Source organism: Streptomyces sp. NBC_01210 (assembly GCF_036010325.1).
Classification (GTDB): Bacteria; Actinomycetota; Actinomycetes; order Streptomycetales; family Streptomycetaceae; genus Streptomyces.
Genome location: NZ_CP108549.1, coordinates 437,815 through 462,035, shown reverse-complemented (window position 1 = coordinate 462,035; position 24,221 = coordinate 437,815). Strand labels below are relative to the sequence as shown.

General features: G+C 67.5%; 20 protein-coding genes and 6 pseudogenes. 8 read left to right on the top strand and 18 right to left on the bottom strand.

The genetic code is table 11. From position 1 onward, the window contains the following. Positions 1–28: 28 nt before the first annotated feature. From OG735_RS02105 to OG735_RS41795, 3 genes are all read right to left on the bottom strand, one after another. Positions 29–1,447, bottom strand: a complete 1,419-nt coding sequence (locus tag OG735_RS02105) for a hypothetical protein (RefSeq protein WP_327321398.1) — start codon at positions 1,445–1,447, stop codon at positions 29–31. Between the two features lie 162 nt (positions 1,448–1,609). Further along, positions 1,610–1,855 (bottom strand): transposase, encoded by a 246-nt coding sequence (locus tag OG735_RS02100; protein WP_327321397.1) that lies wholly within the window; start codon positions 1,853–1,855, stop codon positions 1,610–1,612. A gap of 256 nt (positions 1,856–2,111) precedes the next feature. Further along, on the bottom strand, positions 2,112–2,255 hold the full coding sequence (locus tag OG735_RS41795) for a hypothetical protein (protein ID WP_442812368.1): 144 nt from the start codon (positions 2,253–2,255) through the stop codon (positions 2,112–2,114). Here OG735_RS41795 and OG735_RS41790 point away from each other — a divergent pair. Both OG735_RS41790 and OG735_RS02090 read left to right on the top strand, forming a co-directional pair. Further along, positions 2,242–2,412 (top strand): annotated as a pseudogene (locus tag OG735_RS41790) (IS701 family transposase); the annotation flags it as partial. The gene OG735_RS41795 and the pseudogene OG735_RS41790 overlap by 14 nt on opposite strands. Before the next feature lie 186 nt (positions 2,413–2,598). After that, the gene (locus OG735_RS02090) at positions 2,599–2,979 is read left to right on the top strand and encodes a hypothetical protein (protein ID WP_327321396.1); all 381 of its coding nucleotides are present in this window, start codon (positions 2,599–2,601) and stop codon (positions 2,977–2,979) included. 55 nt (positions 2,980–3,034) lie between these two features. Here OG735_RS02090 and OG735_RS02085 read toward each other — a convergent pair. Next, a pseudogene (locus tag OG735_RS02085) lies at positions 3,035–3,214 on the bottom strand (transporter); the annotation flags it as partial. 892 nt (positions 3,215–4,106) lie between these two features. Then, positions 4,107–4,499, bottom strand: a complete 393-nt coding sequence (locus tag OG735_RS02080) for a nuclear transport factor 2 family protein (protein WP_327321395.1) — start codon at positions 4,497–4,499, stop codon at positions 4,107–4,109. A gap of 103 nt (positions 4,500–4,602) precedes the next feature. Here OG735_RS02080 and OG735_RS02075 point away from each other — a divergent pair, with 103 nt between their 5' ends. Next, positions 4,603–5,046 carry a MarR family winged helix-turn-helix transcriptional regulator gene (locus OG735_RS02075; protein WP_327321394.1) on the top strand — a complete coding sequence of 148 codons (444 nt, stop codon included), beginning with the start codon at positions 4,603–4,605 and terminating at the stop codon, positions 5,044–5,046. A 1,350-nt stretch (positions 5,047–6,396) separates the two neighbouring features. Here the strand turns inward: OG735_RS02075 and OG735_RS02070 are convergent. From OG735_RS02070 to OG735_RS02060, 3 genes and pseudogenes are all read right to left on the bottom strand, one after another. Then, positions 6,397–7,709, bottom strand: a pseudogene (locus OG735_RS02070) (MFS transporter). Next, the gene (locus OG735_RS02065; RefSeq protein WP_327321393.1) at positions 7,706–8,311 is read right to left on the bottom strand and encodes a helix-turn-helix domain-containing protein; all 606 of its coding nucleotides are present in this window, start codon (positions 8,309–8,311) and stop codon (positions 7,706–7,708) included. Before OG735_RS02065 ends, OG735_RS02070 begins: the two are co-directional and overlap by 4 nt. Before the next feature lie 377 nt (positions 8,312–8,688). Then, positions 8,689–9,801 carry a DUF1152 domain-containing protein gene (locus tag OG735_RS02060; RefSeq protein ID WP_327321392.1) on the bottom strand — a complete coding sequence of 371 codons (1,113 nt, stop codon included), beginning with the start codon at positions 9,799–9,801 and terminating at the stop codon, positions 8,689–8,691. Between the two features lie 647 nt (positions 9,802–10,448). Between OG735_RS02060 and OG735_RS02055 the strand changes: the two are divergent. The 3 genes and pseudogenes from OG735_RS02055 to OG735_RS02045 form a co-directional block, all read left to right on the top strand. Next, positions 10,449–10,646 (top strand): annotated as a pseudogene (locus tag OG735_RS02055) (transposase); the annotation flags it as partial. Between the two features lie 32 nt (positions 10,647–10,678). Continuing rightward, positions 10,679–11,230: a YciI family protein gene (locus tag OG735_RS02050; RefSeq protein WP_327321391.1), complete on the top strand. Its 552-nt coding sequence runs from the start codon at positions 10,679–10,681 to the stop codon at positions 11,228–11,230. Positions 11,231–11,548: 318 nt separating this feature from the next. After that, complete coding sequence (locus OG735_RS02045) at positions 11,549–11,875, top strand: hypothetical protein (RefSeq protein WP_327321390.1); 327 nt, start codon at positions 11,549–11,551, stop codon at positions 11,873–11,875. 178 nt (positions 11,876–12,053) lie between these two features. Here the strand turns inward: OG735_RS02045 and OG735_RS02040 are convergent, their stop codons facing one another. The 9 genes and pseudogenes from OG735_RS02040 to OG735_RS02000 form a co-directional block, all read right to left on the bottom strand. After that, positions 12,054–12,827 (bottom strand): class I SAM-dependent methyltransferase, encoded by a 774-nt coding sequence (locus OG735_RS02040; RefSeq protein ID WP_327321389.1) that lies wholly within the window; start codon positions 12,825–12,827, stop codon positions 12,054–12,056. A gap of 5 nt (positions 12,828–12,832) precedes the next feature. Continuing rightward, positions 12,833–13,069, bottom strand: a complete 237-nt coding sequence (locus tag OG735_RS02035; protein ID WP_327321388.1) for a hypothetical protein — start codon at positions 13,067–13,069, stop codon at positions 12,833–12,835. A gap of 95 nt (positions 13,070–13,164) precedes the next feature. Further along, positions 13,165–15,969 (bottom strand): hypothetical protein, encoded by a 2,805-nt coding sequence (locus OG735_RS02030; protein WP_327321387.1) that lies wholly within the window; start codon positions 15,967–15,969, stop codon positions 13,165–13,167. A gap of 329 nt (positions 15,970–16,298) precedes the next feature. Further along, positions 16,299–17,543, bottom strand: a pseudogene (locus OG735_RS02025) (MFS transporter). Positions 17,544–17,813: 270 nt separating this feature from the next. Then, positions 17,814–18,242, bottom strand: coding sequence for a patatin-like phospholipase family protein (locus tag OG735_RS02020; RefSeq protein ID WP_327321386.1), 429 nt, complete (start codon positions 18,240–18,242; stop codon positions 17,814–17,816). Between the two features lie 443 nt (positions 18,243–18,685). Further along, positions 18,686–19,522 (bottom strand): alpha/beta fold hydrolase, encoded by an 837-nt coding sequence (locus OG735_RS02015; protein WP_327321385.1) that lies wholly within the window; start codon positions 19,520–19,522, stop codon positions 18,686–18,688. 71 nt (positions 19,523–19,593) lie between these two features. After that, positions 19,594–19,782 (bottom strand): annotated as a pseudogene (locus tag OG735_RS02010) (IS630 family transposase); the annotation flags it as partial. Positions 19,783–20,122: 340 nt separating this feature from the next. Then, positions 20,123–20,698, bottom strand: coding sequence for a GNAT family N-acetyltransferase (locus tag OG735_RS02005; protein ID WP_327321384.1), 576 nt, complete (start codon positions 20,696–20,698; stop codon positions 20,123–20,125). 474 nt (positions 20,699–21,172) lie between these two features. Beyond that, on the bottom strand, positions 21,173–22,234 hold the full coding sequence (locus tag OG735_RS02000) for a M20 family metallopeptidase (protein WP_442812581.1): 1,062 nt from the start codon (positions 22,232–22,234) through the stop codon (positions 21,173–21,175). An 88-nt stretch (positions 22,235–22,322) separates the two neighbouring features. Between OG735_RS02000 and OG735_RS01995 the strand changes: the two genes are divergently transcribed. Next, entirely contained in the window at positions 22,323–22,574 is a 252-nt protein-coding gene (locus tag OG735_RS01995; RefSeq protein ID WP_327321382.1) for a hypothetical protein, read from the top strand. Between the two features lie 58 nt (positions 22,575–22,632). On the opposite strand, the gene OG735_RS01990 is transcribed toward OG735_RS01995, so the two are convergent. Continuing rightward, positions 22,633–23,019, bottom strand: a complete 387-nt coding sequence (locus tag OG735_RS01990) for a winged helix-turn-helix transcriptional regulator (protein WP_327321381.1) — start codon at positions 23,017–23,019, stop codon at positions 22,633–22,635. 156 nt (positions 23,020–23,175) lie between these two features. Between OG735_RS01990 and OG735_RS01985 the strand changes: the two genes are divergently transcribed. Then, the gene (locus OG735_RS01985; RefSeq protein ID WP_327321380.1) at positions 23,176–24,147 is read left to right on the top strand and encodes an NADP-dependent oxidoreductase; all 972 of its coding nucleotides are present in this window, start codon (positions 23,176–23,178) and stop codon (positions 24,145–24,147) included. Positions 24,148–24,221: the final 74 nt, after the last annotated feature.

The following is a 24,221-nucleotide window of genomic DNA, read 5'->3' as shown; positions in this document are numbered from 1 at the left end:
GTGCAGGGGGACGGACGGAGGTCCCCGGTCAGCGAGAGGTCGCGTTGCGCGGGTGCGAGCGTTGGTCACGGGGACGGTGACGATCCGGGCGGATGCGGCCAGGTCCGGGTCCGATCAGACCTGACCTGTACAGCCCGTATGTGATCCGCCGTAGCGCGGCTGTCTCCAGTTCGTCCCGCAGAGCGCCGGTGCGCAGCAGTGCGTCGGGGCCCAGCAGGCCCTCGACGACGGCCAGCGCACCGGCTGTGTCGCCATGGTCCAGGCGTTCGCGGACGCCGGTGAGGCAGTCCGGATGACGGTGCGCCTCGTCGATTGCCTGTAGGCAGGGGAGCGGAGTACCGGTCAGTGCGGCGAGCAGTTCCTCCCGCCGGATCTCGGCCGGGTCGTGGTCCAGCGGGGCCAGTACCCCGTTGACCAGGCCGATCCGGTGCTGAGCTCCCCGGCACTCCACGAGGCGCGGTTGTCCTGCCCGGTACGGAGTCCGGGGCGGACCGGCCGGCGAGTGATCCGGTACCAGTGCCGAGGCGACCAGCGGGTGCAGCCGATCGGCCTCGATCGAACCGGTGCGGATCAGTTCCAGGTCGGGCAGCACCCAGGTTGCCGCGTCGGGCAGGACGGGCAGCGCGGAGGCCCTGCCATCTGTGGACGCCGCCGCGATCCGCAATGCGGGCGGCGCTACGCCGTCCCTGTCCGCGACCAGGTCCAAGACCAGCCGATGCCGGGCCCGGACCCGCACGGTGACGGTACCGGTGGACAGCCCTTCGGCGTGGAGCAGAATCCCCGCCTCGGCCGCCCACCGGTCAACGGCGCAGCGGTGCCCCTGCGGCACCGTCCCCAGCAGCTCCGGGTCCAGCAGCTCCGGGTCCAGCACAGGGCGGCCGTCGGCGGGCCGCCGATCGGCCCCGGACCGGATCCGCAGCTCATCGGTCCTGCGCCCGTCCCACAGGTGGCGGTGCAGGTCAAGGCGGAACCGCTGGTTGGGACGGGGGTGCGGATGACGGGAGGCGCCGGCTTCGGAGTCGGTTCCGTCCCACAGCGCGAGACTTATCCGCTGACCGGCATCCGCCCAAGCCGGCGGAGTCCGGGCCACGAGGTGCATCGGGCTTGCGCCGTCACGCCCCGCGGCGTCGTGCCGAGCCAGAGAGATGGTCAGACCTGGGCGCAGCAGGCCGTTGGGAGCGATCCTCGGCATATGCCAGCGCAACAGGTCGGGCGCCAGATGGCGGAGATCGGCCCGGACTTGGGCTGCGAGTTCCTGGCCGTGGGTGCGCGCCACGGAGCGCAGATTGAGATCGACATCGACGCCTGCGGCGGCGCACGCCCCTGCCCAGTCCCCGGCACAACGGCGGGCTGTCGCAGTCTCGATCATGGACGGCGGCACGGCGAACTCTCGCACGCGCAGCCAGAAGGAAAGGCGGGAATCCCCATTCGCGTTCTGAGTGAGCATCAGCACTCACCTTGCGCGGACGGGACCCCCGATCTGTTAACAGAATGAGTCATCGTCGCGGTGATCGTATCGCTCCTTACCTCGATCTGCCAGGTGCCCCCGGTCGGAGCGCCGTCCGGGCCCAGTTTGCGGACGCGGAGCGCACGGACTGCGAGTCGGTCATCACGGCGGCTGCAGGCTCCGCTGATCGGTCCTCAACGTGTCGCACCCGGCCGCACAGCCGATCGGGAAACCCGCCCGTAGACCATGGCGCAACCAGCGGCGGAAGAAGGCGCAGACCCGGTCCCATGTGGAGAAATCGGCAGGCAGGGCATGCCACTTGACGCCGTTGTCCACGTGGTCGCAGATGACGTCGAGCGTCTGGCGGCGGCAGTAGCCCTCCGGCTGCGGCCCCGGCCCCCCAGCCATGCCGGGACCGGAAGCAGCGGCCGGACGACCGCCCACTCGGCGTCCATCAGGTCCGACGGGTAGCGTCGCGTACGCTCGCCACGGTCGGCCGCGTCCCCGTATACGTGGGTGAAGCAACCGCAAGACCGAGCAGCGGAGTTGGACTGCGCCAACAGAAACACGGAAGACGTCGACTCTACGAGATCGCGCGGGTAGGCCAGGTCCATTCGCCGGCTCGATGCGGATGCGGCGGATGCGGCGGATGCGGCGGGCCGAGTCATAGGCGCACGAAGACCGGGGCGGTGTCCTCGGTGACGCCGTCGGGCGGGAGCAGGTCGGCCAGCAGGGCGTCGGCGAGGGTTGCGTGGTCGGCCGTCTGATGGCGGGCCAGTTGAGCCGGCCCCTTGCGTGACGGCCACACCGCCACGTGGTGCGCCGCCGACAGACCGCTGGGCTCGTGGGGCCTGACGGCACCACCCGGCTCGTGGTCGCCACCACCGACCCGGCGACTCTGCCCGGCAAGGCCACCTGGTACCTGTGGCATCCGGCACTGGATCGAGCAGAGCTACAAGCAGGTCAACAGAGATGGCGCAGCGGGCCGCAGCTGCCCACCGGCCTTTACTCCGGTGCGACATGGTGGTCCATGTGTTGAAGTTGACTCCACAAGCACCCGTGATCCCGCGGTGGCCACCCCTAATTAACCTCGGCAGAACCGCCGTTACCGAATATGGGCCGGTTCTCCGGCCGAAGGAGCCGACACATCCATGGAAGCCCAAGAGTCCACCGACATCTGGTTCCGGAGCCATCTGTCACTCGAAGAACTCGCGGCAGCGCTCGACGCGCGGGTTCACATCACCGACGTGGAGAACTACTGGGCGTGGGTCGAGGCCGACCTCGCGGGCATCGACATCAACATCTCACGCACCCACACCATGGCCCCCGGGAAGACGGATACCCGCATCTTCCGTAGCGGATATCCCTCATCAGCGTTTCCCGAGCGCACACTCCGCCACCTCGTCGCCCAGCTTCAGCACGTCGGTATAGACCCGATCTACCTGGGCAAGTGGAGATATCTGAGCGGCAACGAGTTCGACCGCGTGGTCCATGAGGAGGCTACGGCTCAGGCGACCAAGCTCGGGCAGTGATGCCGTTTCGCAGCTGCGGCCCGCCCCGTAACGCGCGAGCTTCCGTGCCGGCTGCTCATAGCCGGTCGCGGCGCTCCAAGGCGAAGCAGAGACTGACGCAGACGATTCCCATCAGACAGACGGCGAAGGGATATCCGAGCACCCAGTGCAACTCCGGCATGTGGTCGAAGTTCCGACGACAGAGGGTCGCAGCGAAGAGGATAGCCGCCTATGACGAGATCTTCTTGAAGTTGTCTACTGGGTGGCCCTGACCTGCGGTGATACGGCAGCATTCGTCTCCGACCCGCGTAGATGAGTTTTTCAGCGTCTTTGAGAATCGTGCGGCCCCGCGGTCCACGGTGCCGTGCCGCTCAAGGTGGCCCGCTGAGGCGCGGTGCGGTGCGGGCCGTACCGCCCCGCGGTTCGCATGTCACGCCCACCGTGAGCTCACGGCTGCCTCAGTCGGTGCAGGTGGTGCCCGATACGGGCAGCGAACGGGCGGTGGTGGGGTAGTGGTTGGTGGGGTTCCGGGCGCACTGGGAGGAGCAGGAAGGTGCTGTAGTCGTCGCCTTCGCGGCTGAGGACGACACTGCCGGGCAGCTGGGCCGCCACAGGCCGAGTGCGCGCGGTGCGGAGCCTGTGCCTGATCGGTTGTACGGCCGGCGTCCCGTCAGGCGCCGGCGGTGCGAAGCGACTGACGGGCGTACAGCGGACTTCCCGTTACGGCACCGGGTGGCTCACACGGCAGTGCTTCGGCAACGCCCTGGCCGTCGCCGGTCGCGACCACGAAGTGCGGATGTGGACCACGTTCGGGCATACCCGAGCCTTGCGGTGCAGCACCGCCAGGCTGTCGATGCCGCTGGCAACCACTGCTTGCGCAATCGACGCGCTGATACCGTCGTGGCGCCTCGAAGACGTCCACCGCCGCACGGCCGGCTCAGCCGCCCGCCTTGACCAGGACTTCTGCATGCTTGTCGGTTCATACTCGCCGGCCAGGGCGGATCCGACGCAGTCACGGGTCGGCAACACCATGCCGATCAGGGGCGATGCCGGGCATCGAGAGGGGTTGGGAACGGGTGATTCGCCGCCCGAGGCGTCTCTGTCACCCGCGGGCCACATGCCTCAAGCCGGTGATCGAGTGCCGGGTACTAGCGGGCACTGCCGATGTTGCGATCGGCGTCGGAGCCCTGGAGCATCAAGGTGGTCTCCTCGATGCGACTGAATCGGCCGTCGGGTGCAAGCTCGGCGAACACGTAAACCTCCATGCTCACTGTTGAGTCGTCCTTCTTCGTGATGTGCACGGTGTGCCGGTCGGCATACTTGCTGCCGTCATACAGCTCGTCGTGAACCTCGACGTGGCCGCCGGCGACGATGGTGCGCACGTGGGTGATGTGCTCGACGAACCCGGCGCGGTCGTCCCACTTCCCGTCGGTGCGCTGGCGGTACTCCGGGGTGAAGTGGCGGTCGGCAGCCTCCTGCACGGTGAGGTCGCTGCTGAAGATCAGATCGGTGAGGGCGGCCTTTATACCAGTACGGATCACGGGACTTCCCTTTCGAGGACGACAACGAAAAATGCGTGCGCCGCGCACGCTTCACCTTCACTGTAGCAGGCGATGCGTGCGCAGCGCACGCTATTCTTGGAGTGTGAAGAACGAAGTAGGACACGAGATCGCAGACGCGCTGGGCATCTTGCTGCGGCGCACCACTCGGGCACAGCTGCACAAGAAACTCACCACGGGCATGGGCGAGGCGGTGGACGAACTGACGTACCCGGTACTCAGCGCACTTGCCCGGACCGGACCCCGCAGCGCGGCCGACCTGGCCCCCGACGTCGGAGTCGACCGCTCCGGCGTCACCCGCCGCGCCTCCCGGCTGGAGGCCGCCGGCCTCATCCGTCGCGAGAGGGACCCCACCGACCGACGCGCACACCTACTCGTCCTCACCGAGCAGGGCGAACTCGCAGTGGCAGAACTGCGAACACGTCTGGCTGCCCACATCGTGGCGAGCCTGTCCTCGTGGCCGCCGGGCGAAGCCGAAACTTTCGCTCACCACCTGCGCCGCTTCACAAGCGATGGCCCGTTCACATGACTTGGCCGCGCTGGCGTTGTCGTCGTTCCGGCAAGCCGTCAGGGACAGCCCGCCACGAGCGCGACGGTGGCGGCGGGGGTACGGCCCTCGGATCGCGTCATGCCCCTACTTTCGGCACTTGACAGACGACAGCGGTCCGCGCGAGGCGAGACATGACCACTGGCCGAGATCGGGCACGACCTCCTGCTCGCTCGCGACCCGAGGAACCCTCAGCATCAGGCGGCGCCTATCCCTACCTGCGACGTTCCGTGGCCTGCCCGAAACGCAAGCTTCCCCGAATCCAAGCCCACTCCGCGTCTGTGACCACGAACGCATCGTCGCACCGTGGTCCGGACCGCGAGCAGTTGGGCTCAAGCTGAACTCATGCTCAAACCGACCTCACACGGGAGTAGGCAGCTGCATCCCTTCACGGACGGCGATCGACCTGTCCGCCTCGGAGACAACGAAACGGCGTCACTTCCCGTGGACAATCACGCGGTCCTTCGCTACGTCCACTATCGGCGCACCGGTTGAGTCACACGGTGGCAGGCCATCTGCACTCGCACGTGCGCATCCACCGGTGGACGGTCATGGAGAGAGCACATCGGCCAAGGTGCTGCGGTCCGGCCCACGGGTCCACGTCACCAATGCATGATCCGCCGTATCGGCCTACCCTCGGAACATGAGCGAGATCTTCGTGATGTACGAGCTCGATCAGCCGCCTGCAGCGCGATCATTCACCAGAAGGTCCCCGGTAGAGGAGCGGCCCGTCCTGCGCGTGCACGCGGCGAACGCCGCTCCCGGGTCTTCTGCCACTCCAGGGCCACGCACACTGTGCGGTCAGGACACGTTCGCCATGGAGGCGGCCTCCTGGAAGCCCTCGGAGCATCCCAGTTCATCGTGGTACACACCGAAGTACGCCCAGCTCGTCTGTGCCCAGTGCGCGACCGTAATGGAGACCTGATGAGCCCTTCAAACGGCTGTGCCTCCCTGCTGGCTGAACACCTTGGGCGGGCGGCCTCCTGTCGGATCAGCTGATCGGCTGACGTGTCTGAGCGTGGACCTTCGGACGGTGCGGCCGCCGAGTCCAACTGCACGCCCGCATCGGCGTCGACCTTCCCCGCCCTACCGCGACATCGATTCCTCATAGGAGCGAACGGACCTGGCGGGCCGATACCGAGGTGGCGTGATCGAGACTCGCGCGGATGTCCCATGGATCATGGCAGTGGGTGTGGGTTATGGGTTGGGGTGTGTCTGAACCGTTGGCGCGCCGGCGGCTTGTCTCTCACTCCGCTCGGCAGATTTCCCGTGAGATCCGACGGGAGGTCCTGGCGCTTTGCTCCGAGGGACGGTCGCCAGGCGCGGTAGTGGTCAACGACGAGGTAGGACCGGCTCGCCATCGGGATCCAGTGGAAGCTTGGAATTGCTCGTTGGCTGACGGGACGTCGGCAGGTCTCGGGACCGCCGGATCGGGGAGAAGAACAGGATCAGTGCGGCGAGCGGGACCCCCGCTGTCGTGATCGCCATTGCGGTGCGGATGCCGAGCGCGGTTCCGAGCGCGCCGCCGAGCAGTGCTCCGAGAGGGATCGTCCCGTAGCTGAGGAATGCTGTGCTTGCGGTGAGGCGACCGAGGAGATCCGGCGGGCAGTAGCGTTGGTGGAAGCTTGCCTTGATGACGTTGCCGGCCACGACGCCTGCGGAGACGCAGAAGCCGCCTGTCACGAAGAGCAGGATCCCGGCTCCGCCGACGGTCAGCGGGATGAGCAGAGCGAGCACGGGAAGTCCCAGTTCGAACAGCAGCGTGGCGCGGGCCGTGCCGATCCGGCCGGCGACCCGGCGTGCGACGAAGGCCCCGGCAACGCCTCCGGTGCTGGTAGCCGCGATGAGTACGCCGACCGGCCCGGGGGTCAGGCCGACGCTCCGGACCAGGAAGACCACCTGGATCGACTGGTATCCCATCAGAGCCAGGTTGGAGGCGGCCCCGAAGAGCGTCAGTGTGCGGAACCAGGGGTCGTCGGCGATCAGCCACAGCCCTTCGCGGACTTCACTGACCAATGATTTGGGGCGGTGATCGGTCCTGGTGACGCGTGGCTCGCGATGCCGGATGCCTGCCAGGCAGAGGAGGGAGACGAGGAATGTCGCGGCATTGGCGAACATCCCGTTCACGGCACCCGCCAACTGTGCGATCAGGCCGCCGGAGCCGACCCGGCGATCTGGGCGGCTGACGCGCTGCCGTGCAGTTTGGCGTTGCCCTCGGGCTGGTCATCGGGTTCCAGAATGCTGGGGAGGTAGGCGCTGTAGGCGGTCTGGAAGAACACCGCTGCCGTGCCCGTCAGCAGTGCGACGGCCAGCAGTAGTCCGATACTCAACCAGCCGAACCAGGCGGCGACGGGGATGCCGGCGAAGAGTAAAAGAGAGACCGCGGCGGCGGCCACCATGATCGGTCTGCGCCGCAGCCGGTCCACCCAGACACCGACCGGGAGACCGATGATCAACCAAGGGGCCCAGGCGGCGGCGCTCAGTAGACCGACTTCGAACATGCTGGCATGCAAGGTGGAGACGGCGACCAGCGGCATCGCCACCCCGGTGACGGACGCGCCGAACTTGCCGACGGTCTCGCCGCGCCACAGCAGGCGGAAATCGCGGTGGCGATGCAGGAGGCCACCGCCTATGCCCTGGCTCATGCGGTGCCACGCTCCTTGCGGGGGAAGGACTGGAGCTGCACAACGACAGGCAGCGCGTCCGGGGCAGGCTCGGCGTCCGAGGCAGGGGTATGGCGGGCGATGACGGCCATCAGCTCCGCGTTGAGCGCCTCCAGCTGATCCGGTGTCATCCGAAGGTCACGCCAGTCCGAGATGGTGCCGGCGCTCCGCCACCTGTCGTCCCAGTCCTCGCTGAGATAGTTCATGACCCGGCTGAAGTAATGCCGCACCAGTTCGTGCAGGTAGACCGACAGCGCGCCCCGGGTGTCGGGATCGTCGCGGAAATCGGCGGTGTTCAGCTCGTTCGTGATGCCGACCCTTCTCCACCAGCGCTCGCGCTTTGTGCCCCGTCCGGTTTCTTCCTCGATGAAGCCGTGCTCGGCGAGGTGGCGCAGGTGCCAGCTGATGGTGCCGGTGTTCTCCCCGAGGCGTTGGGCGAGCCCGGTGGCGGTGGCGGGGCCGTCCAGACTGAGCAGTTCAAAGATGTTCATCCGTAGCGGATGGGCCAGCCCCCGCAGGCTGCGCGCGTCGATGCGCCGGGTGGGCTTGGCGGACTTTGGTGTGCGTTCGGGTTGGTCGGACATGCCAACAGCGTATGTTGCAGAGTCTTCTCTGCATAGGATTCTCTGCAGATAAGACTCTGCAATATTTCGCTGCGACTTGGCGCGGGAATGCTGTCGGCTGGGCCTGAGGGGGCAAGCCAGTAGGACCGGTGAGGACGACAGCTTCGGGGTGGATGGCCGGCTCGACCCGGGCCCCGGACCGGGGAGGCGTCCCAAGCCCAAGACCATGAAGCTGGGGCTGGGCGGAGGGTTGGTTCGGTGGCCTGACGTGGGAACGGAGCCCGGCCGCTCCCCGTACCACGGGCAAGGAGGTAGTTGTTCGCAAGCCCGGCGAAAACACCCGCGGAAGATCATCCAGGACTGACGTCAAGCATCACCCGACGCCGAATCGTCAGCGGTCAGCCGAAGCTCGACGAATCCGAAGGGATGTGCCAGAGCGGGGCCGTGTACTGCTCCGGACGGCTGCTGAGCAGCAATGCCCTGACGTCCTGGCGCAGCTTGCCGCCGAGGCCAAGGGCCTCGGTGATGCGGCGAAACGTCGTGTGGGTGACGCCCCGACCGCGGGCTTCGTCCTCGAATCGGTCGAGTTGGTGGAGCGTGGTCTCGGGGTCGAGCTTCTGCTCCGGCTGGGTGCCGAGCCAACCAGCCTTGTTGCGTTCGTAGTCGATCTCGGAGAAGCCGCAGACTTCACGGCTGTGCTGCTCGGCCTCGTCGAGAGTCTCCGTGGCGAGGATGGCGCGGGCGAGTGCGTTGCGATTGAGGGCGTCGTCCAGGTCGGCTTCATGGACGGTGGGGCCCTCGTCGGTGAGGGGGACCGGTAGACCGGCGTCCCGAACTTCGCAGAGGCCTCGAACTCCTCCGGCGGTGGCCGCGAGCATTGCCGTTGCTTCGGAGGGGTGCCATTCCAGGACCGAGGTGACCGGCTCGACGTGCTCGGCCGTGAGAGTCATGACCGGTGGGCCCATGCGGTTGCGTAGGTCGTCGGCGGAAAGCTCGCCGTCCAGGCCGGGGCCGGCGACCAGGAGCCGTACGGGAGCGTTGACTTGGCAGCAAGCCGCGAGCGTGAGGGCGTCGGCGAGTGGGCTGCGGAGGGTTGGTTCTTCGCCCCGCGCGAGGATGTCGCCCCCGACGTCCAGGAGGTCGATCGACTCAGGTTCCAGGTACTGGATGAGCTCTTCGAGCTGGCGGGTGATGCCCTCGGCGCCGTGATGCGGGTCGATCAGGGCGAAGGTGTGCGGCAGCTCGGCGGCAAGCCGGGGGAGTGTCGATCCGGCGGGCGCGACGGGTGTCGCGTCGGCGGGCACGGCTTGGACGCTTCTGGTGAGGGGGCGCAGGCCGGTGAAGTTGGCCGGCCCTCGTGGACCGGGCACGGGGTCGATCAAGAGGCGGTCCCACGCATAGGTGAGGATCACCGCCGGGCTCTCTCCGCTGTAGAGGGCGGCGTCGAGCATTGCGGCGGCGACTGCGTCGCCCCCTCCACCTGCTGCCACGATCAAGCGCGTCACCCTCATCAGCGTACTGATCACCTCGGCCGGATGGCTGGAGGCTCCCAGCTACGTCGTCGAGGCGCTGCATCTGACGGCCGGCGCCCGCGCGATGCACCTGCACCGGATTACCAAGAATGAGTCCGGGCCCGATCACGTTGTCTCCGAGGGGGAGGCCGCCGATCTGAAGTTGGAGTCTGGTTCGGCGGTGCTAATTGTTCGTCACGTCGTCTACGACATGAAGGATCACCCGGTGGAGGTCGACGAGGCGACATACCTGCCCGGCCGTTGGGTGTTCGAGAAGCGGGACCCGATCGGCTGGAACGTCGCGTCTCTCTTCGTGAATCGCTTGCGGGTGCCATGGATGCCGGGGCGAGGTTGGACGTGTGTTGGCTCCAGCTCGGAGTGCGCGGGCTTCCTCGGCCGCTCCGTCACGTCGGCCTCAGAAGGTCTGGCAGAAACGCGGAGAAAGGTTGAAAGCTTGACCGGAGGGTAACCGCTACGAGAGATGGAACCGCAGATGCCTACAACCCCGTCCCGACCTGCTCGGGCCCGGCTACCGGTGGCAGGAGCGGCTCCTTCTCGGCCGGGCGGCTTTGCCGCAACAGGTGGTCGGCCGTGAGCCTCTGTGGTGACGCCGAAGGGCGCGACCCTGGGCATCGTGCCGGCCATCGGCCGCCCGGGGCACCCGGCACGGAACTGGCCCGGGAACGTACCGATGGGTGGTCGAGCGAACCTTCGCCTGGCTTCACGGCTTCAGACGCCTCAGAATCCGCTGGGAACGACGAGCCGACATCCATGGAGCCTTCCGCGAAGTGGCCTGCTGCCTCATCACCCACCGCCAACTCACCTCATTGTGTGAGCCGATGTAAGAGGGTTGCGCGTGGTGATGAAGACTGTGGGCATGGAGTTCTTCTGCTACCACCGCGATCGGCCCGGCTCCATGGCGCTGCGCCACGAGCTGCTGGAAGAGCACTGGTCCTACATGGACCGGTACGCGACGGAGATGATCGCCCGCGGCCCGACCCTCACCAGCGACGGCGACGCGCCCACCGGCAGCGTGCACATCGTCGACCTGCCGGATCCCGCCGCCGCTCGCGCGTTCGCCTTCGACGAGCCTGGCTATCAGGCAGGCATGTACCGCGACGTGCTGCTGCGCCGTTGGCGCAACACGTTGGGGCGCACCATGTGGGATTTCCCCGGTGGCCGCACCGGTGGCAACCGGTACCTGGTGCTCGGCCTCGGCACGGGCCAGGCCGCAGACCTCGCCGTGCCGCCCGACCAGGACGAGTTGATCGCGTACGGGCCGCTGTTGTCTGACGACGGCGCCACCTGGCTGGGTACGGCGGTGCTGGTGCGGGCATCGGACCCGGACACTGCACGCGCCGTCCTGACCCCGGACCAATATGCCGACATTGAGGTTCACAACTGGCAGTTCGGCGGGCGGCCGTCATGAACCGAGGCGTCGCCAACCTTCCACGTCAGTGTGTTAGCCGTTGTTGGAGCTTCTGACGGAACGAGCTGCCCGGTTTCATCCTGATCGTGTCATCAGGCACGGCAAAGCCTGCCTGTCCGTGTGTCCGGCAGCTTGTGGTGGATCACGCCGGTCTCGACTCCGACATCGACTCCTCCTACAGGCGACACCCGGCCCGGCCGGCTTCGCCGACCGGGCTTGACCTTCTCCCGGACGGCTGAACACGTTGGCTCGGCAGGGTGGTCGAGAACCTGCTGCTGCCCCATCGTTGCTGATGAACGTGGTTGGTAGTGTCCGACCGTGACCTTGACGGACCTCAGCGAGGGTTTTCGTGACGACGCTCAGCGGCGACGTGTCCAGGCAGTGATCCATGACCGGCTCGCGGACGACCGGGAGCAGCAAGAGTGCCGCTATCTCATGCGGTTGTTGTGGCAGCTGAGCATGCCGTATCAGGAGGTGTCGATTGAGCAACTCAGGATGAACGTGCGCAAGTCGAAGCTGGAAGTCGTCGAGGAGCTGATCAGCGCCATCAGGACATCCCCTAATGAGGTCGATGCCTGGATCGTCATCACGCAACAAGCGTGTCCCGTGATTCACGACAGCGGCTTCGCGGCTAACTCGGACTAACAACGGCCAACACAGTGAGCTGAGTTGTGGGTGGTGATGAGGCAGCCGGCGAGTTTGAGAAACGCTTCGCGGATGTCGCAACGTCGTTCCCGGCGGACGCGCAGGCGCCGGAAGCCGTGCAACCAGGCGAGGGTCCGCTCGACCACTCAGCGATAGCACCCCTAGGTGGCAGCCCGCGTCACGGAACCCGCGCCGTGAGAAGAGGCTGGAAGAAGGCGCTGTCTTCGGGCAGCATCCACGCGGGCGCATCGAATCCCGCCTGAGTCACGAAACCGGTCAGCTGCTCCTGGGTGAGGGCCCAGTACGTGGTACGCCGTACCTCGACACGCCAGTCACGGCCGTCGGGGATCAACTGGAAGTGCTCCAAGTCGTAGCGCTCGCCATCCTCGTGCCAGTCCCACAGCTGGAAGGTGACAGTCCGACCGCTTCCCGTCCCATGGAGCTGCGGGGCCGTCGAGGCGGGATGGGGCTGCCGGATCTGGTCGTAAGGCCGGGTGCTGATCAGCAGCAGGCCCCCGCTGCGCAGTACGCGGCGCATCTCGCCCAGCGCCGTGCGCAGATCTTCCGCGGTCAGCAGGTGAGGCAGGGAGTTGTCGGCGCACACTACAACGTCGAAGGCGGCGTCTTCGAATGGGAGCGATCGCATGTCGGCTGCCTGCGTGGGCATCTCCAGGCCGCGCTGAGCCGCCTCCCGCCCCGCACGCTCGGCGGCGGCCGGGCTGATGTCGGTACCCGTGACCCGGTGTCCCCGCAGCGCGAGGCCAACGGCCTGGGTACCGATCCCACATGCGCAGTCCAGCAGCACCGTGGCGGACTTTGCACCGAGGGCTGAGCGGATCACTGCATCCAGAGCCTTGCCTTGGCGTACCACTGCGCTGTCCCAGTCGCCGTAGATGAGGTGATAGTCCGCTGCAAGTTGATCGTAGAACCGGGTCACTGAAGCGTCGTTCATGACAGTCACACTAGCCACGCCACCCCCACGCCCAGTGTGAGAACCATGGCCCGCTGACCACCAATCGGTTCGGCCCACGCGCCGCGTGCGCGGGCGGCGAGCAGGACGGCCGGGGTGCACGGTGCGAGCAGCAGGCCGAAGTCGGCGCGGTAGCCGCAGGCGTCGGTCGAGCCGGCGCCCAGCTTCGCATGTAGTGGCGGTGGGCGGTGACTTGGTGGTGTCTGCGCCAGCGGGACCTCCACATGTGTCCTGCCCTGCACCGTCCTGCCCGCCCGGACAGTGCGGCTCGGCCCTGCCTGGGATCCTGAATGCCGAACCGGGCCGGCGGCGCTGTTCATCAGCACGGCGGCCGGTACGGCAGATCCGGCACGTGGCGCGTCCACTCCTCAGGGCTGATTCGTTTACCGACCCCCGTGCACAGCTCTTCGATGTTGGAGTCCGGGTCGAGCTCCCAGAAGTTGATCTTTCCGTAACTGGTGCTGACGGCCAGGGTGTGGTCGTCCCCGGCGAAGGACAGCTCGGTGTCGGCTCCATGGCCGATGTGCAGAATCGCCTGCAGAGTGGTGTCGCTTGCGCCCACGTCGTAGCTGCGGATCGTCCGGTCCCGGCCGACCGTGACCAACCTCTTCCCGTTGCCGCTCAGTTCGACTTCGTTGACATCTCCGGTGTCCTGGATGCGAGGGAACCGGTACGGCGCCTTGCCAGGGCTGTGGAACCGCCACAGCAGCACTGTCCCGTCTCGTTTGGCCGCGGCGAGGAGTTTTCCGTCCCGGCTGACTGCGAGCTGCTGTGTCTGGTAGTTCCCGGCGGAAAGAGCATCGTCGGCGGGCCGGCCGTTCGCTGGGTCCGAGACGTCCCACAGCTGGACGACGGCCGCCCCTTTCTCGAACCCGGTCACGGCGAGCAGCGGCCGGTCGGGAGCCGGGCGGATCACTGCCATGGAGGTCACGGCTCCCCGTGTGGTGGCCAGCGTGCCGACTGGGCCGAGATGCCCGGCCCGCTTCGTGTCGAGCAGAAACACACTGCCCGTGAGGTCGCCTGCCGCGACTACCCGGTTGTCGTAGAACAGCAAGCTCATGATCAACATGGCACCGGGTGTTCGCCAGGTGCCGAGGGCACGCGGCCTGCGGGGATCGTGCACGTCGATCGTCCAGACAGCGCCATCCGCCTGCGCGGCGACGGTCCTGCCGTCTGGGCTGAAGACCAGGCCTTCTGCTCCGGGGCCCTTGACTGCGCCAAGTGGTCGGGGCGTGCGGGGGCGGGAAGTGTCCCAGAGCCGAATCGTGTCACCGTCAGGCCCATCGACGGCTGCGAGCAGGCGGCCGTTGGGACTGAGGGCGGCGAGGCCCGGGGCGGCGCCCACCGCTCCGCGCTGTCGTCCGTCCACGACATTCCAGATCCTCAGTGTTCCCGAACCGACGTCGGCCCCGCCGGGGCCTGCGTTGCTGCCGGGACTCAGCATCGCCAGCTGCGTGCCGTCGGGGCTGAACCCGAGCTCTTCCGAGTTGTAGGAGTCCCACTCGGGGACGGGCAACTGGGCGACGAGCGCCGCGGCGTCGCTCCCGGGGGCCTGCTCCCACAGGTGCACCCTGCCGTTCTCGGCGATGGCGGCGACGCGACCGCCGGCACCGTACGCGATGTTGTCGATCTCGATCAGCGGTTCGGATAATGGAAGTTCGCGCGGCTTGCTCAGGACGCCTTTCTCCTCGACCGCCCAGCGCCGGATCCGGTTGTCCCCGTAGGCCACCAGATGCTGTCCGTCGGGAGCGAAGGACAGTGATCGGAGGGACCGCGTCGCGTCGCGGGTCGGCAGGACGGTGGGCCGACGCGGGTTGGACAAGTCGAAGAACACCGGACTGTCCGCGCCGCCCGTCAGGGCCAGGGTGCCGCCACCCGGCTGGAACTGGAGCCGGTGGTGGGACGTGTCCCGCAGCCGGGGTGAGCGGAGCGAGGTGATTCGCTCGGGACGATCCGGGTTCGTGAGGTCCCAGAGAATGAGCTCACCGTCGTAGCCGCTCCCACCGGCGACGCTCGCGGCCGTCCGGCCGTCCGGACTGATGGCGACGGCATCGACGAGCGAGTCGTGACCGGCGAGAGCGGGCCGTGTTTCCGGATGCTGGGGCCGCGCGATGTCCCAGATCCGGACCGTGGAGCCTTGGGCCACGGCGAGGAGATTCGTCCTGCTGACGGCGATCGGACCGGCTGGTGTCTCCCCGAGACCGATGTGGCCGCTTGCCTTCAGGGTGCGGTTGTCGTACAGCGTGACCTCGCCGTCCCGCGCCGGAAGGGTGCCGGAGGCTCTCTCCGGCTCGGTTCGTCCGCTCTTCACCGCGGCCAGTGTCCGCCCGTCCGGGCTGAAGGCGAAGGAGCCGGCGGAAAGGTGGATCTCCCGGGGGACCGTCCTTCCCGAGATCAGGGCCCCGGCCACCTGGGGTGTCAGTGAGAGCCTTCCTGCCCCGGCGAGCAGCTGACGGGCGAGGCCGGGCTGGGTGTCCTCAACGGTGCCCGCCTCGGCGACCAACTGGTTGGCCAGTGCCTTGTCGCGCTGATGCACAGCCGTGCCCCGCTCCCGGTCCGCCCGAGCCTGTTCATCAAGGGCGACAACGGCGAGTGTGGCCGCCACGATGGTCAGCGCGGTGAGCGAGGCGACTGCGGTCGCGACGGTACGTCGGGTGCGCCGCCGCTGGCGGATGTGCTCACCGGTGAGGGTCCCCTTGTCGACGCCCCGGATCGGCGCGGCGAAGTCTGCCACGATGTCACCCAGCCGCAGTTGCGGCGTACGGGCGGCCGCTGAGGCCGGCCTGGTTGGATCGGGCGGAGCGGTCGGCCGGAGCGGTCGAAGGTCTACCCAGCACGGTTCGTGCCGGAAGGCGTTGGCCAGTTCGCCGGGGACCGCGTCGGTCGCCGTCCAGTCGAAGTCGTCACCGCGCCAGATGAGCTGCCCGCCGACCAGGGCGATGAGAATCCGGTCGGGCGACCTGTTCTCCAGCCACCAGTTCACTTCCCGCTGGACCCACCCCGAGGCAGCTGCCGCCGGTGAGGCCATGAGAATCAACCACTCCGCTGCGCTCAGCGCCTTGACGATCTCCGGCCACAGCCCCGGCGCGGCCGTCAGGTCCGTCTCGTCTCGGAAGATACGCAATGGCTGTGGAATGCGCCCCTGCGTAGCCGAGGGACGGGCAACCTGGTGGCTGTACCAGGGCACGCCGAACCGGCTCACCTCTCGCTGCAACGCCACGGCCACGGGCTGGTCCCGTGCGTGGCTGTATGAGATGAACGCGTGATATGCGTGCGGCCGGGAGTTCCCGCTGTCTGCTGTGGTTCGTATCCCCATCCGGCAATGGTGGCCCGCGGGCCGATTGGCGGATATTCGGATTTGCGGCTGATCACTCGGACGGAGTAACGCGTGGCGACGCAGTGCCTGTGCCGCTCGAAAACCTGATTCCGCAACACCGCCCGCGCCGCCCTGTCTTACGCAGTCGCCAAGGGCTCGAGTTCATCGGCGGCGCGGGCGTCCCGGGTGCGGGATACCGCAAGTACGAGTGCCTGGATGACCGCTCCCCACAGTCCCACCCACAAGGCGAACCGATAGCTGACCTGATCGGCGAGCAATCCGCCGAGCGGCGCCCCCACCGCCACCATCCCCCAGTTGAACGAGCGGATGGTGGCGTTCATCCGGCCCCGTAGCCGGTCGGGCGTCACTGATTGGCGATAGCTCATCTCCACCGGGCTTTCGATCGAGATCGCCAAGGACACCAAGAAGAAGGCCAGCGATACCGAGAGCAGCCCCCACAGTCCACGCTCAGCAAGGACCAGCGGCAGCCAGGCAACCGCGGCAAGGATGCGGAACGCGATCAAGGTGGCACCAACGTCCAGTCTTCGCACCACCCAACCCGAGAGCGCACCACCAAGTACTGCACCGAGCCCCGCACAGGCGTAGGTCACTCCCAGGCCGAAGTCCCCGATCTTCAACTCACGCAGCGCGTAAACCACGAAGACCGTGCTCACGATGGTGTTGAAGAGGAGCATCGCGTGCGAGGTCAGCGCGATGGATGCCAGCGTCCGATGGCGGTAGACCCAGGCCACACCCTCGCGCAACTCGCTGCCAAGGCTGCGCCGCGCGCCTCGATCGGGGATGGGATCGTGTTCTCGTACCGAGGCGAGCAGCATGCCTGACATCAGATAGGTGATTGCGTCCACCAGGATGGCAAGGGGTGCACCGATGAACCGGATCAGCACTCCGGCGATCAGTGGACCGGTCGAGCCGGCCACCGCGCTGGCCTGCTCCATGCGGGCGTACCCTGCGTTGAGGAGTTCCTTGGGCACCAGCCGTGGCACGTAGGACTGGTTGGCCGCCTCGAAGAACAGGCACAGCACTCCGAAGGCGAAGACACACACGCACAGTGCAGCGATACTGAGCCGGTCCAGCGCCTACAGCACGGGGATCGCACTGAGCAGGACAGCCCTGCCAAGATCCATGGTGACCATCATCGGCTTGCGTCGGCAGCGATCCACCAGTACCCCGGCCACGAGGCCGAAGAGCAGGTAGGGAGCCCAGCGGGCTGCGTTGACCAGGCCTACCTCTGTGGCAGATGCACTCAACGTGACGGCGGTGAGAATCTGCAGTGCCAGCCCAGAGACCTGCGAGCCGAAAGCTGAGACTGCGGAGGCGGTCCAGAAGCGTATGTACCCAGGAACGTCCATCAGACGCGGCATGATCGGAGCGTACCCAGCGCGGCATCTCTGCACTGCACCTGTTCGCCGGGTCCTGCGACCGGGGCGCGTGTGCAATAGCGGCAGGAACTTGTGGTGAGGCGGCGGCTGTTGCTGTGATGAGGATCCGTGAAAATCGCTAGTCCTGGCTCTTCCTCCCCACTTGGCTGCACGATCAACGAGGGAGCCGGATGCGCCTGCTCGTTGGCGGTTCGGCGCTCTACGGAGGCGGCGTGGGGGCGTATTACGGTGCCTGTTCCCGGGAGCCGATCGTCATCTCGGCGACTGCCGCGGGTTATGCCATGTAGCGCGGATCCGCTCAGCGGTTTCGGCGGCTTGCCCGCCTCCGGCTCGGTAGGCCGGTTGCCAGGCCGCCCGGTCGTGCAGGTCGCGCGCGAATACCTGCGTTGTCTCTTCGTCAGGACTGATCGTCACGACCGCGTCCGAACCGGCTTGCGCAAGTTCCTGGGTGAGCGGCTCGCGGGGGAGTAGATGAGCCATCGGCTCGATGACGACCACCACGCGCGCACCAACGGCGAGGTCGGCACTGGTTCCCGACCGCAGTCCACCATCCATGTACGGGCGGTTGTTGATGGTAATCGACGGATAGATGCCCGGGAAGGCAGTGCTTGCCGCAACGACGGAGGACAGCGGGGCGCCAGCATCGTCGAAGACCTCCGACTCGCCGGTACCGGCGTTCACCGCGGTGATGAGCAGCTTCCGGTCCGGCCATCGGTCTAGCGAGTCGGCTGCAGTCCTGGCCGGAGGCCAGCAGGGCGCCGACGATCGCGCCTGCCGAGGTACCGATGAACAGATCGGCCTCGGCCAGGTCCACACCGGCCTCGTGCAGCCCGACGACGAGCCGACCATCCAGGCTGTACGACCTCTCCTCCTGCCCCTAAAACGCCCGCCCGCCCGTGAGGTCCGCCTGAAGCGGGCGTACTTGTGGTCGTTGGGCGTGCTCCGCTCGTGTCGCTATCGGCACGTCTTGCCCTTTGTCCGATCCGTAGTTCCCACATGAGGCCATGTCGCGCTGGCGTAGAAGCCGGCCGGACTGTCGGGTGAATGCGGGCGAACTCGGTCACTGGCCAGATAGCTGACGGGGAAAGTGCTGTGGCCGGGAAGGTCCACCGGGTTGTTGGGCGTTAGTGCGGGTGGTGCTGGAGGAAGGCGATGAGAGCGGCTGTGAGTTCGGCTGGTGCGTCTTCTTGGACGAGATGGCCCGCACCGGCGATTCGCTCAAGTCGCGCGCCCGGGATGCGGGCAGAGAGCTCGCGTCCCTTTGCCACGGGAATCCAGGTGTCGTCCTCGCCCCAGCACACCAGAGTCGGGATGCTGATCTCGCCGTACCGGTCCTGCACCTCGTCGGTGTAGAGCTGGTCGGCCTGGGCGATCTGCCGGTAGAAGGCTGCCTGGCCGGGGTCGCCGAGCCAGGGCTGGACGAGCCGGTCGAGGACTGCCGGGTGCAGGCCGGGGCTGCTGGCCGATCTTATGTACTCGCGTACCAGGGCGTGGTGCAGTGTGGGCGGCAGTTGCTCGAAGACCTCTGAGTGCTCGCCGACAAGCTGGAAGAACGGGGACCCCCACGGGGCCAGAGCGACCGGGTCAATCAGAGCGAGCGCGCGGTAGCGGGCGCCGTGCAGTAGATGCGCCCGCAAGGAGACGGCACCGCCGAAGTCGTGGGCGACCACCAGGGGTTCCTCCAGGCCCCAGTGTGCCAGCAGCTCGGTGAAGACCCCGCCCTGAGCAGCCAGGGAGACATCCTGGCCGGCGGACTTCTCCGATGTCCCGTAACCGGGCATGTCCCACACGAATACCTGGTGACGGCGGGCGAGTGAGCGGGCGACAGCGCGCCAGACATACGAGGAGAAGGGTGTGCCGTGGAGGAGCACGACCGGGTCCTGGCCGGGTTGTCCGAGACTGTCCCAGCGGACGTCGCCCGACGTGCTGCGGAATGTCTCGGCCAGCTGCCATTTACTCACGGGTGCTGTTCCTCTCGGTTGTGCCTCGGCCCGTTGTGCCTCCGGCCCAAGCGGGGTGATCAGGCCTGGCCCTGCACCGTGTCCTGGTCGGCCTGGACCAGCTGATCGATCACCGGCACGGTGTTCCCGCCGGCCGCGGTCGGCAGCATCATCGTCTTCCGGTGGCGCACCGTGCTGGTGCTGCTCCCGGCGAGGACGATCTGCTGCAGCCGCTGCCCCTCCTGGTCGGTGAACCTGCGGACCTTGACCAGCTCTGCCACCGCATCTCCCTGCACCAGATCGGATGTGTCCTCACATCCAACCGGCCGCGAGGTAAATCGCGTCGGCAGCGGCCCGGTGAACCTCCCGGTCACGGCACCAGCGGGTCCGGGGCAGTAGCGCGGCGCGGGCTCTCGTACTCAACAACGTGATCCGTTCCCCGAGCCGCTCCACCAACTCGACTACGACGCCGCCCAGATGTGGCAGAACTTTCAGCAAACCCCCAGAGGAACACACCACGGGCACACCCATCAGCGACCGCCGCCGTCTCGCCAAGCGAAGTACGTAGTCATGTCTTCCCGAAGTGCCGCCCTTCCGGGCAGCCCTCGCCGCTGGCCGTCTTCACGAAGGGGCGATGGTGTCCCGCCGCGTGGTGTAGCCCGTGGGCATCTTGCGGGGGGTGCGGTACAGCACACACTGACGAAGCGGCCCTTCGGGCACGCTCGGATCCTCGAAGTCGTCGGCCGGGTCTCGGGTCATGCCGATCCGGCGCATCACTGCCTGGGAGCGAAGGTTGTTGACGGTCGTCGACGCAACGACCTCCGGCAGCCCGAGGACCTCGAAGCCGAAGGCCAGGCAGGCCAGGGCAGCCTCGGTGGCGTAACCGTGACCCCACGCCGAACGCATCAACCGCCACCCGATATCCACACCCGCGAACGGCATGTCCTCGCCCACCTCGTCCAAGCCGACGCGGCCGATGAACTCACCAGTCTCCCGTGCTTCCAGCGCCCACCACCCAAAACCTCGGGTGTCGAACTCGGCCTGCATGAGCGCCACCGCGGCATCGCTTTGCTCCCGCGTCAGCAGTTCCCCGAGATGTTCTCGGACTTCGGGATCGGCGTTCATCGCCGCCCACGGTTCGAGGTCGGACTCCCGCCACCGGCGGAGCAGGAGACGATCGGTACGCAGTTCTGGCATGCCGACCAGCTAACGCCATCACGATCAGGGAGTCGATCGGTTTGTCGAGCCATGCGGTGCTCTCCAATGCCAGACCCACGTAGGTCCTCACGGCCCTACACCACGCGGCGGGGCGCGACCCGTCACGTGATCGGAGACAGAGCCGATGGGCGTGCGCAGAGCTCGTCAAAGGCAGCTCAGCCCCCTGCCATGCGGCGCACATTCGAGATGCCGACTGCACGGATCTTGCCCGCGTCGTACAGGTCCCGCATCGCACCCACCGAGTTGGCGTAGGTGGCCGAGCCCGTGGAGCGTCCGCGGCCCGTCTTGGCGGCTCCGCGAGCACAACGGGCTCGAGATCGCCGCCACCGCCCCCGAAAGGAGGCGCCGCAAACCGCACCGCCGGCAGCGGGCCCGATCACCGAACGCGAATCTCGGTGATCGCAGATCGCGACCTCGCGTGATCGCTCACAGGTCGCGCATGCTCTCGTTCTCCTATGTGTTCTGAATCGCGTTCACCAGTCCAGCAACAAGGTTCGCCCGCACGGCCATGGCTTCGATCACCAGGTACTCGTGGTCGGCGTGGGCACCGCCCCCGACTGCTCCAAGGCCATCGAGTGTTGGCACCCCCAGTGCGGCCGTGAAGTTGCCGTCACTTCCGCCGCCGACTGCCTTGCCTTCGAGGCCAGGAAGCAGCTGCTTTGCCACCGCAAAGAGCTCGGCCGACGCCGACTCAGGCATCGGGGGTCGGCTGACAGCTCCCTGAACCGCGATCTCCGCCTCATCGAGATGCGGAGCCAGTGCTGCGAACGCAGCTTCGATTCGTTCTTTCTCGCCCGCCGACTCGACCCGGACGTCGACGAGGACGGTCGCCTCTGCGGGAACGACGTTGTCCAGGGTTCCTGCGGACGCGACGGTCGGGGTAACAGTCGTGCCCATGTCGGGTCGACCAAGCGCTGCGATATCCAGTACCTGGTGTGATGCTTCGATCAGGGCGTTGACCCCGGCTGCGGGCTCAAGGCCTGCGTGCGACGCCCGGCCCGCGATGGAGACTTGGAACGTGCCGCAGCCTTTACGGCCGGTCTTCAGGGCTCCGCCATCAGCGGCGCCCTCGAATACAAGTACAGCGCCGCAGGCAAGGGCTCGTTCTTCGATGAGAGCTCGAGAGGAGCGGGAGCCGACCTCTTCGTCGGCGGTCATCAGGATCTCGACGCCTGATCGGTCATCGAGCGTCGCCAGGCCATGAACGGCCTGTACCAAACCGCCAAGCATGTCGAAAACCCCGGGGCCGGTTGCATGCCCGTCTTCGACCATGAACGGGCGGCGTTCAAGGGTGCCGAGCGGAAACACCGTGTCATGGTGACCGAGGATCAGTACTTTGGGATCGCCACCAGCTGACCAGTGGACGTGCGGCCCGGCTTCGCTCTCAACGAGGATGGCCTGCCCGCCAAGGCGGCTTTCGATGACAGCGGCGACAGCTTTGGCCGATGCCGTCAAGGCGTCGAGATCGCGCGATGGAGACTCGATTTCGACGAGTGTCCTGAGGTCCTCAATCATCGCGTCAACACTCACATCGACGGTCTTGTGCGTCGTCACGTTGCAAGGGTACTTGGTACGCCGTGACGGAATGGAGTGCGCAGGTGTTGTGGGCACCGGCGGCGACGGCGCCGACACGGTGAACGTGAGCGCCATGGCGGCCATCGTTGTCGGTGCTGGCGCCCCGGTGGTCAAGAACGGCGGCCGTTCGGTGTCCAGCAAGGCTGGTTCCGCCGGCGTCCTCGAAGCGCTGAGTCTGCCACTCGACCTCACCGCCGACGACGTGGCGCAATGCCTGCGCGAAGTCGGCATCGGCTTCATTCGGCTGAAGGTGCCGTTCGGAGCGCCCGCCCCCCGCTGACCGCGCCCGCCCCCCGCTGACCGCGCCCGCCCCCCGCTGACCGCGCCCGGCGTTCAGCTCAGTCGCAGGCGGGCTCGTCGGCCCCGGCGGAGCGAATCTCGTCGAGATGCAGCTCCACCCAGCCGCGCAGCTGACCCAGCGGCACGGCGACGCCGCGCCCCAGCTCGGTCAGTTCGTACTCGACGTGCAGCGGCACGGCCGGATAGACCGTGCGGTCGACGAAGCCGTGGAGCTCCAGCCTGCGCAAGGTGTTGGTGAGCACCTTGGGGCTGACACCCTGGAGCCGCCGCTGCAGCGAGCCGAAGCGCTGCGGGCCGTCCCCCATGGCACCGATGGCCAGCGCCGACCACTTGCTTGCCAGGACGTCCAGGACGTCACGGCATGGGCACTCTGACGCGAACACATCGTGATCGGCGTGCTGCCCCGTCGTACAGGGAACGGACATGAACTGCCTCCTACGCGGCTGTGACCTCAATACTTCCCCTTAGATAGTAGTATCCCTTGCGGGTTACCACTACCCGGCGGGTAGCTTTCGGGCGTCGGTGATCAGCCGACCGGGCCGTGCGTCCGCACCCCCGGCAAGGTATGCAGGAGAATCCGAATGAGCAGCAGTGAGACCATGCGCGCGATCACCCAGGACCGCTTCGGCGGACCCGAGGTGCTGCGACTCGCCGAGGTGCCGCGGCCCGCGCCGCTGCCCACCGAGGTGTTGGTGCGGGTGCGTTCCGCGGGTGTGAACCCGGTGGACTGGAAGACCCGCGAGGGCGGCGGCATGGCGCAGGTGCTGGGCGAGCCACCGTTCGTCCTCGGCTGGGACGTGTCGGGCGTGGTGGAAGAGGTCGGCTTCGGCGTCCATACGCTCGAGGTCGGCGACGAGGTCTACGGCATGCCGTGGTTCCCGCGCCAGGCCGGTGCGTACGCGGAATATGTGACCGCGCCCGCGCGGCAGTTCGCGCGCAAGCCCACAGCTGTTGACCACGACGGTGCTGCCGCGGTGCCGCTGGCCGCGCTCACCGCCTGGCAGGCGCTCGCCGACGCCGCTCGGATCGAGGCAGGACAGCGGGTGCTGATCCACGCGGCAGCGGGCGGCGTGGGGCACTTCGCCGTGCAGTTCGCCAAGCATTTCGGCGCGCACGTCATCGGCACCGCGCGGGCCGCCAAGCACGACTGGCTGCGCTCGCTCGGCGCCGACGAGCTGATCGACTACACCCAGGTCCGCTTCGAAGAAGCGGTGCACGACGTCGACCTCGTCATCGACCTGGTCGGCGACGGGCAGGACTCGACCAGCACCCGTTCGCTAAAGAGCCTGCGCCCTGGCGGCACGATCGTCGCGGTGCCGTCGGGTGTCTCCCCCGAACTCCTGGAGGCAGCCGGCGCACAGGGCCTGCGGGCGAAGCCCTTCCTGGTGGAGCCGGACGGTGCGGCGCTCACCAGGATCGCCTCGCTGATCGACAAGGGCGCGGTGAGGGTCGAGGTCGAGGACGTGCTGCCGCTGGCGGACGCCGCCGAGGCGCACCGCCGGGGCGAGGAGGGCCGCACCCGCGGCAAGCTGGTGCTGCGCGTCACCGACTGAGCCCCTTTGACCCCTTCCCCTGTGCCACCGAACCCGGAGCACGCCACCGCACTTGGAGCGGCTGGAGCGGCCGG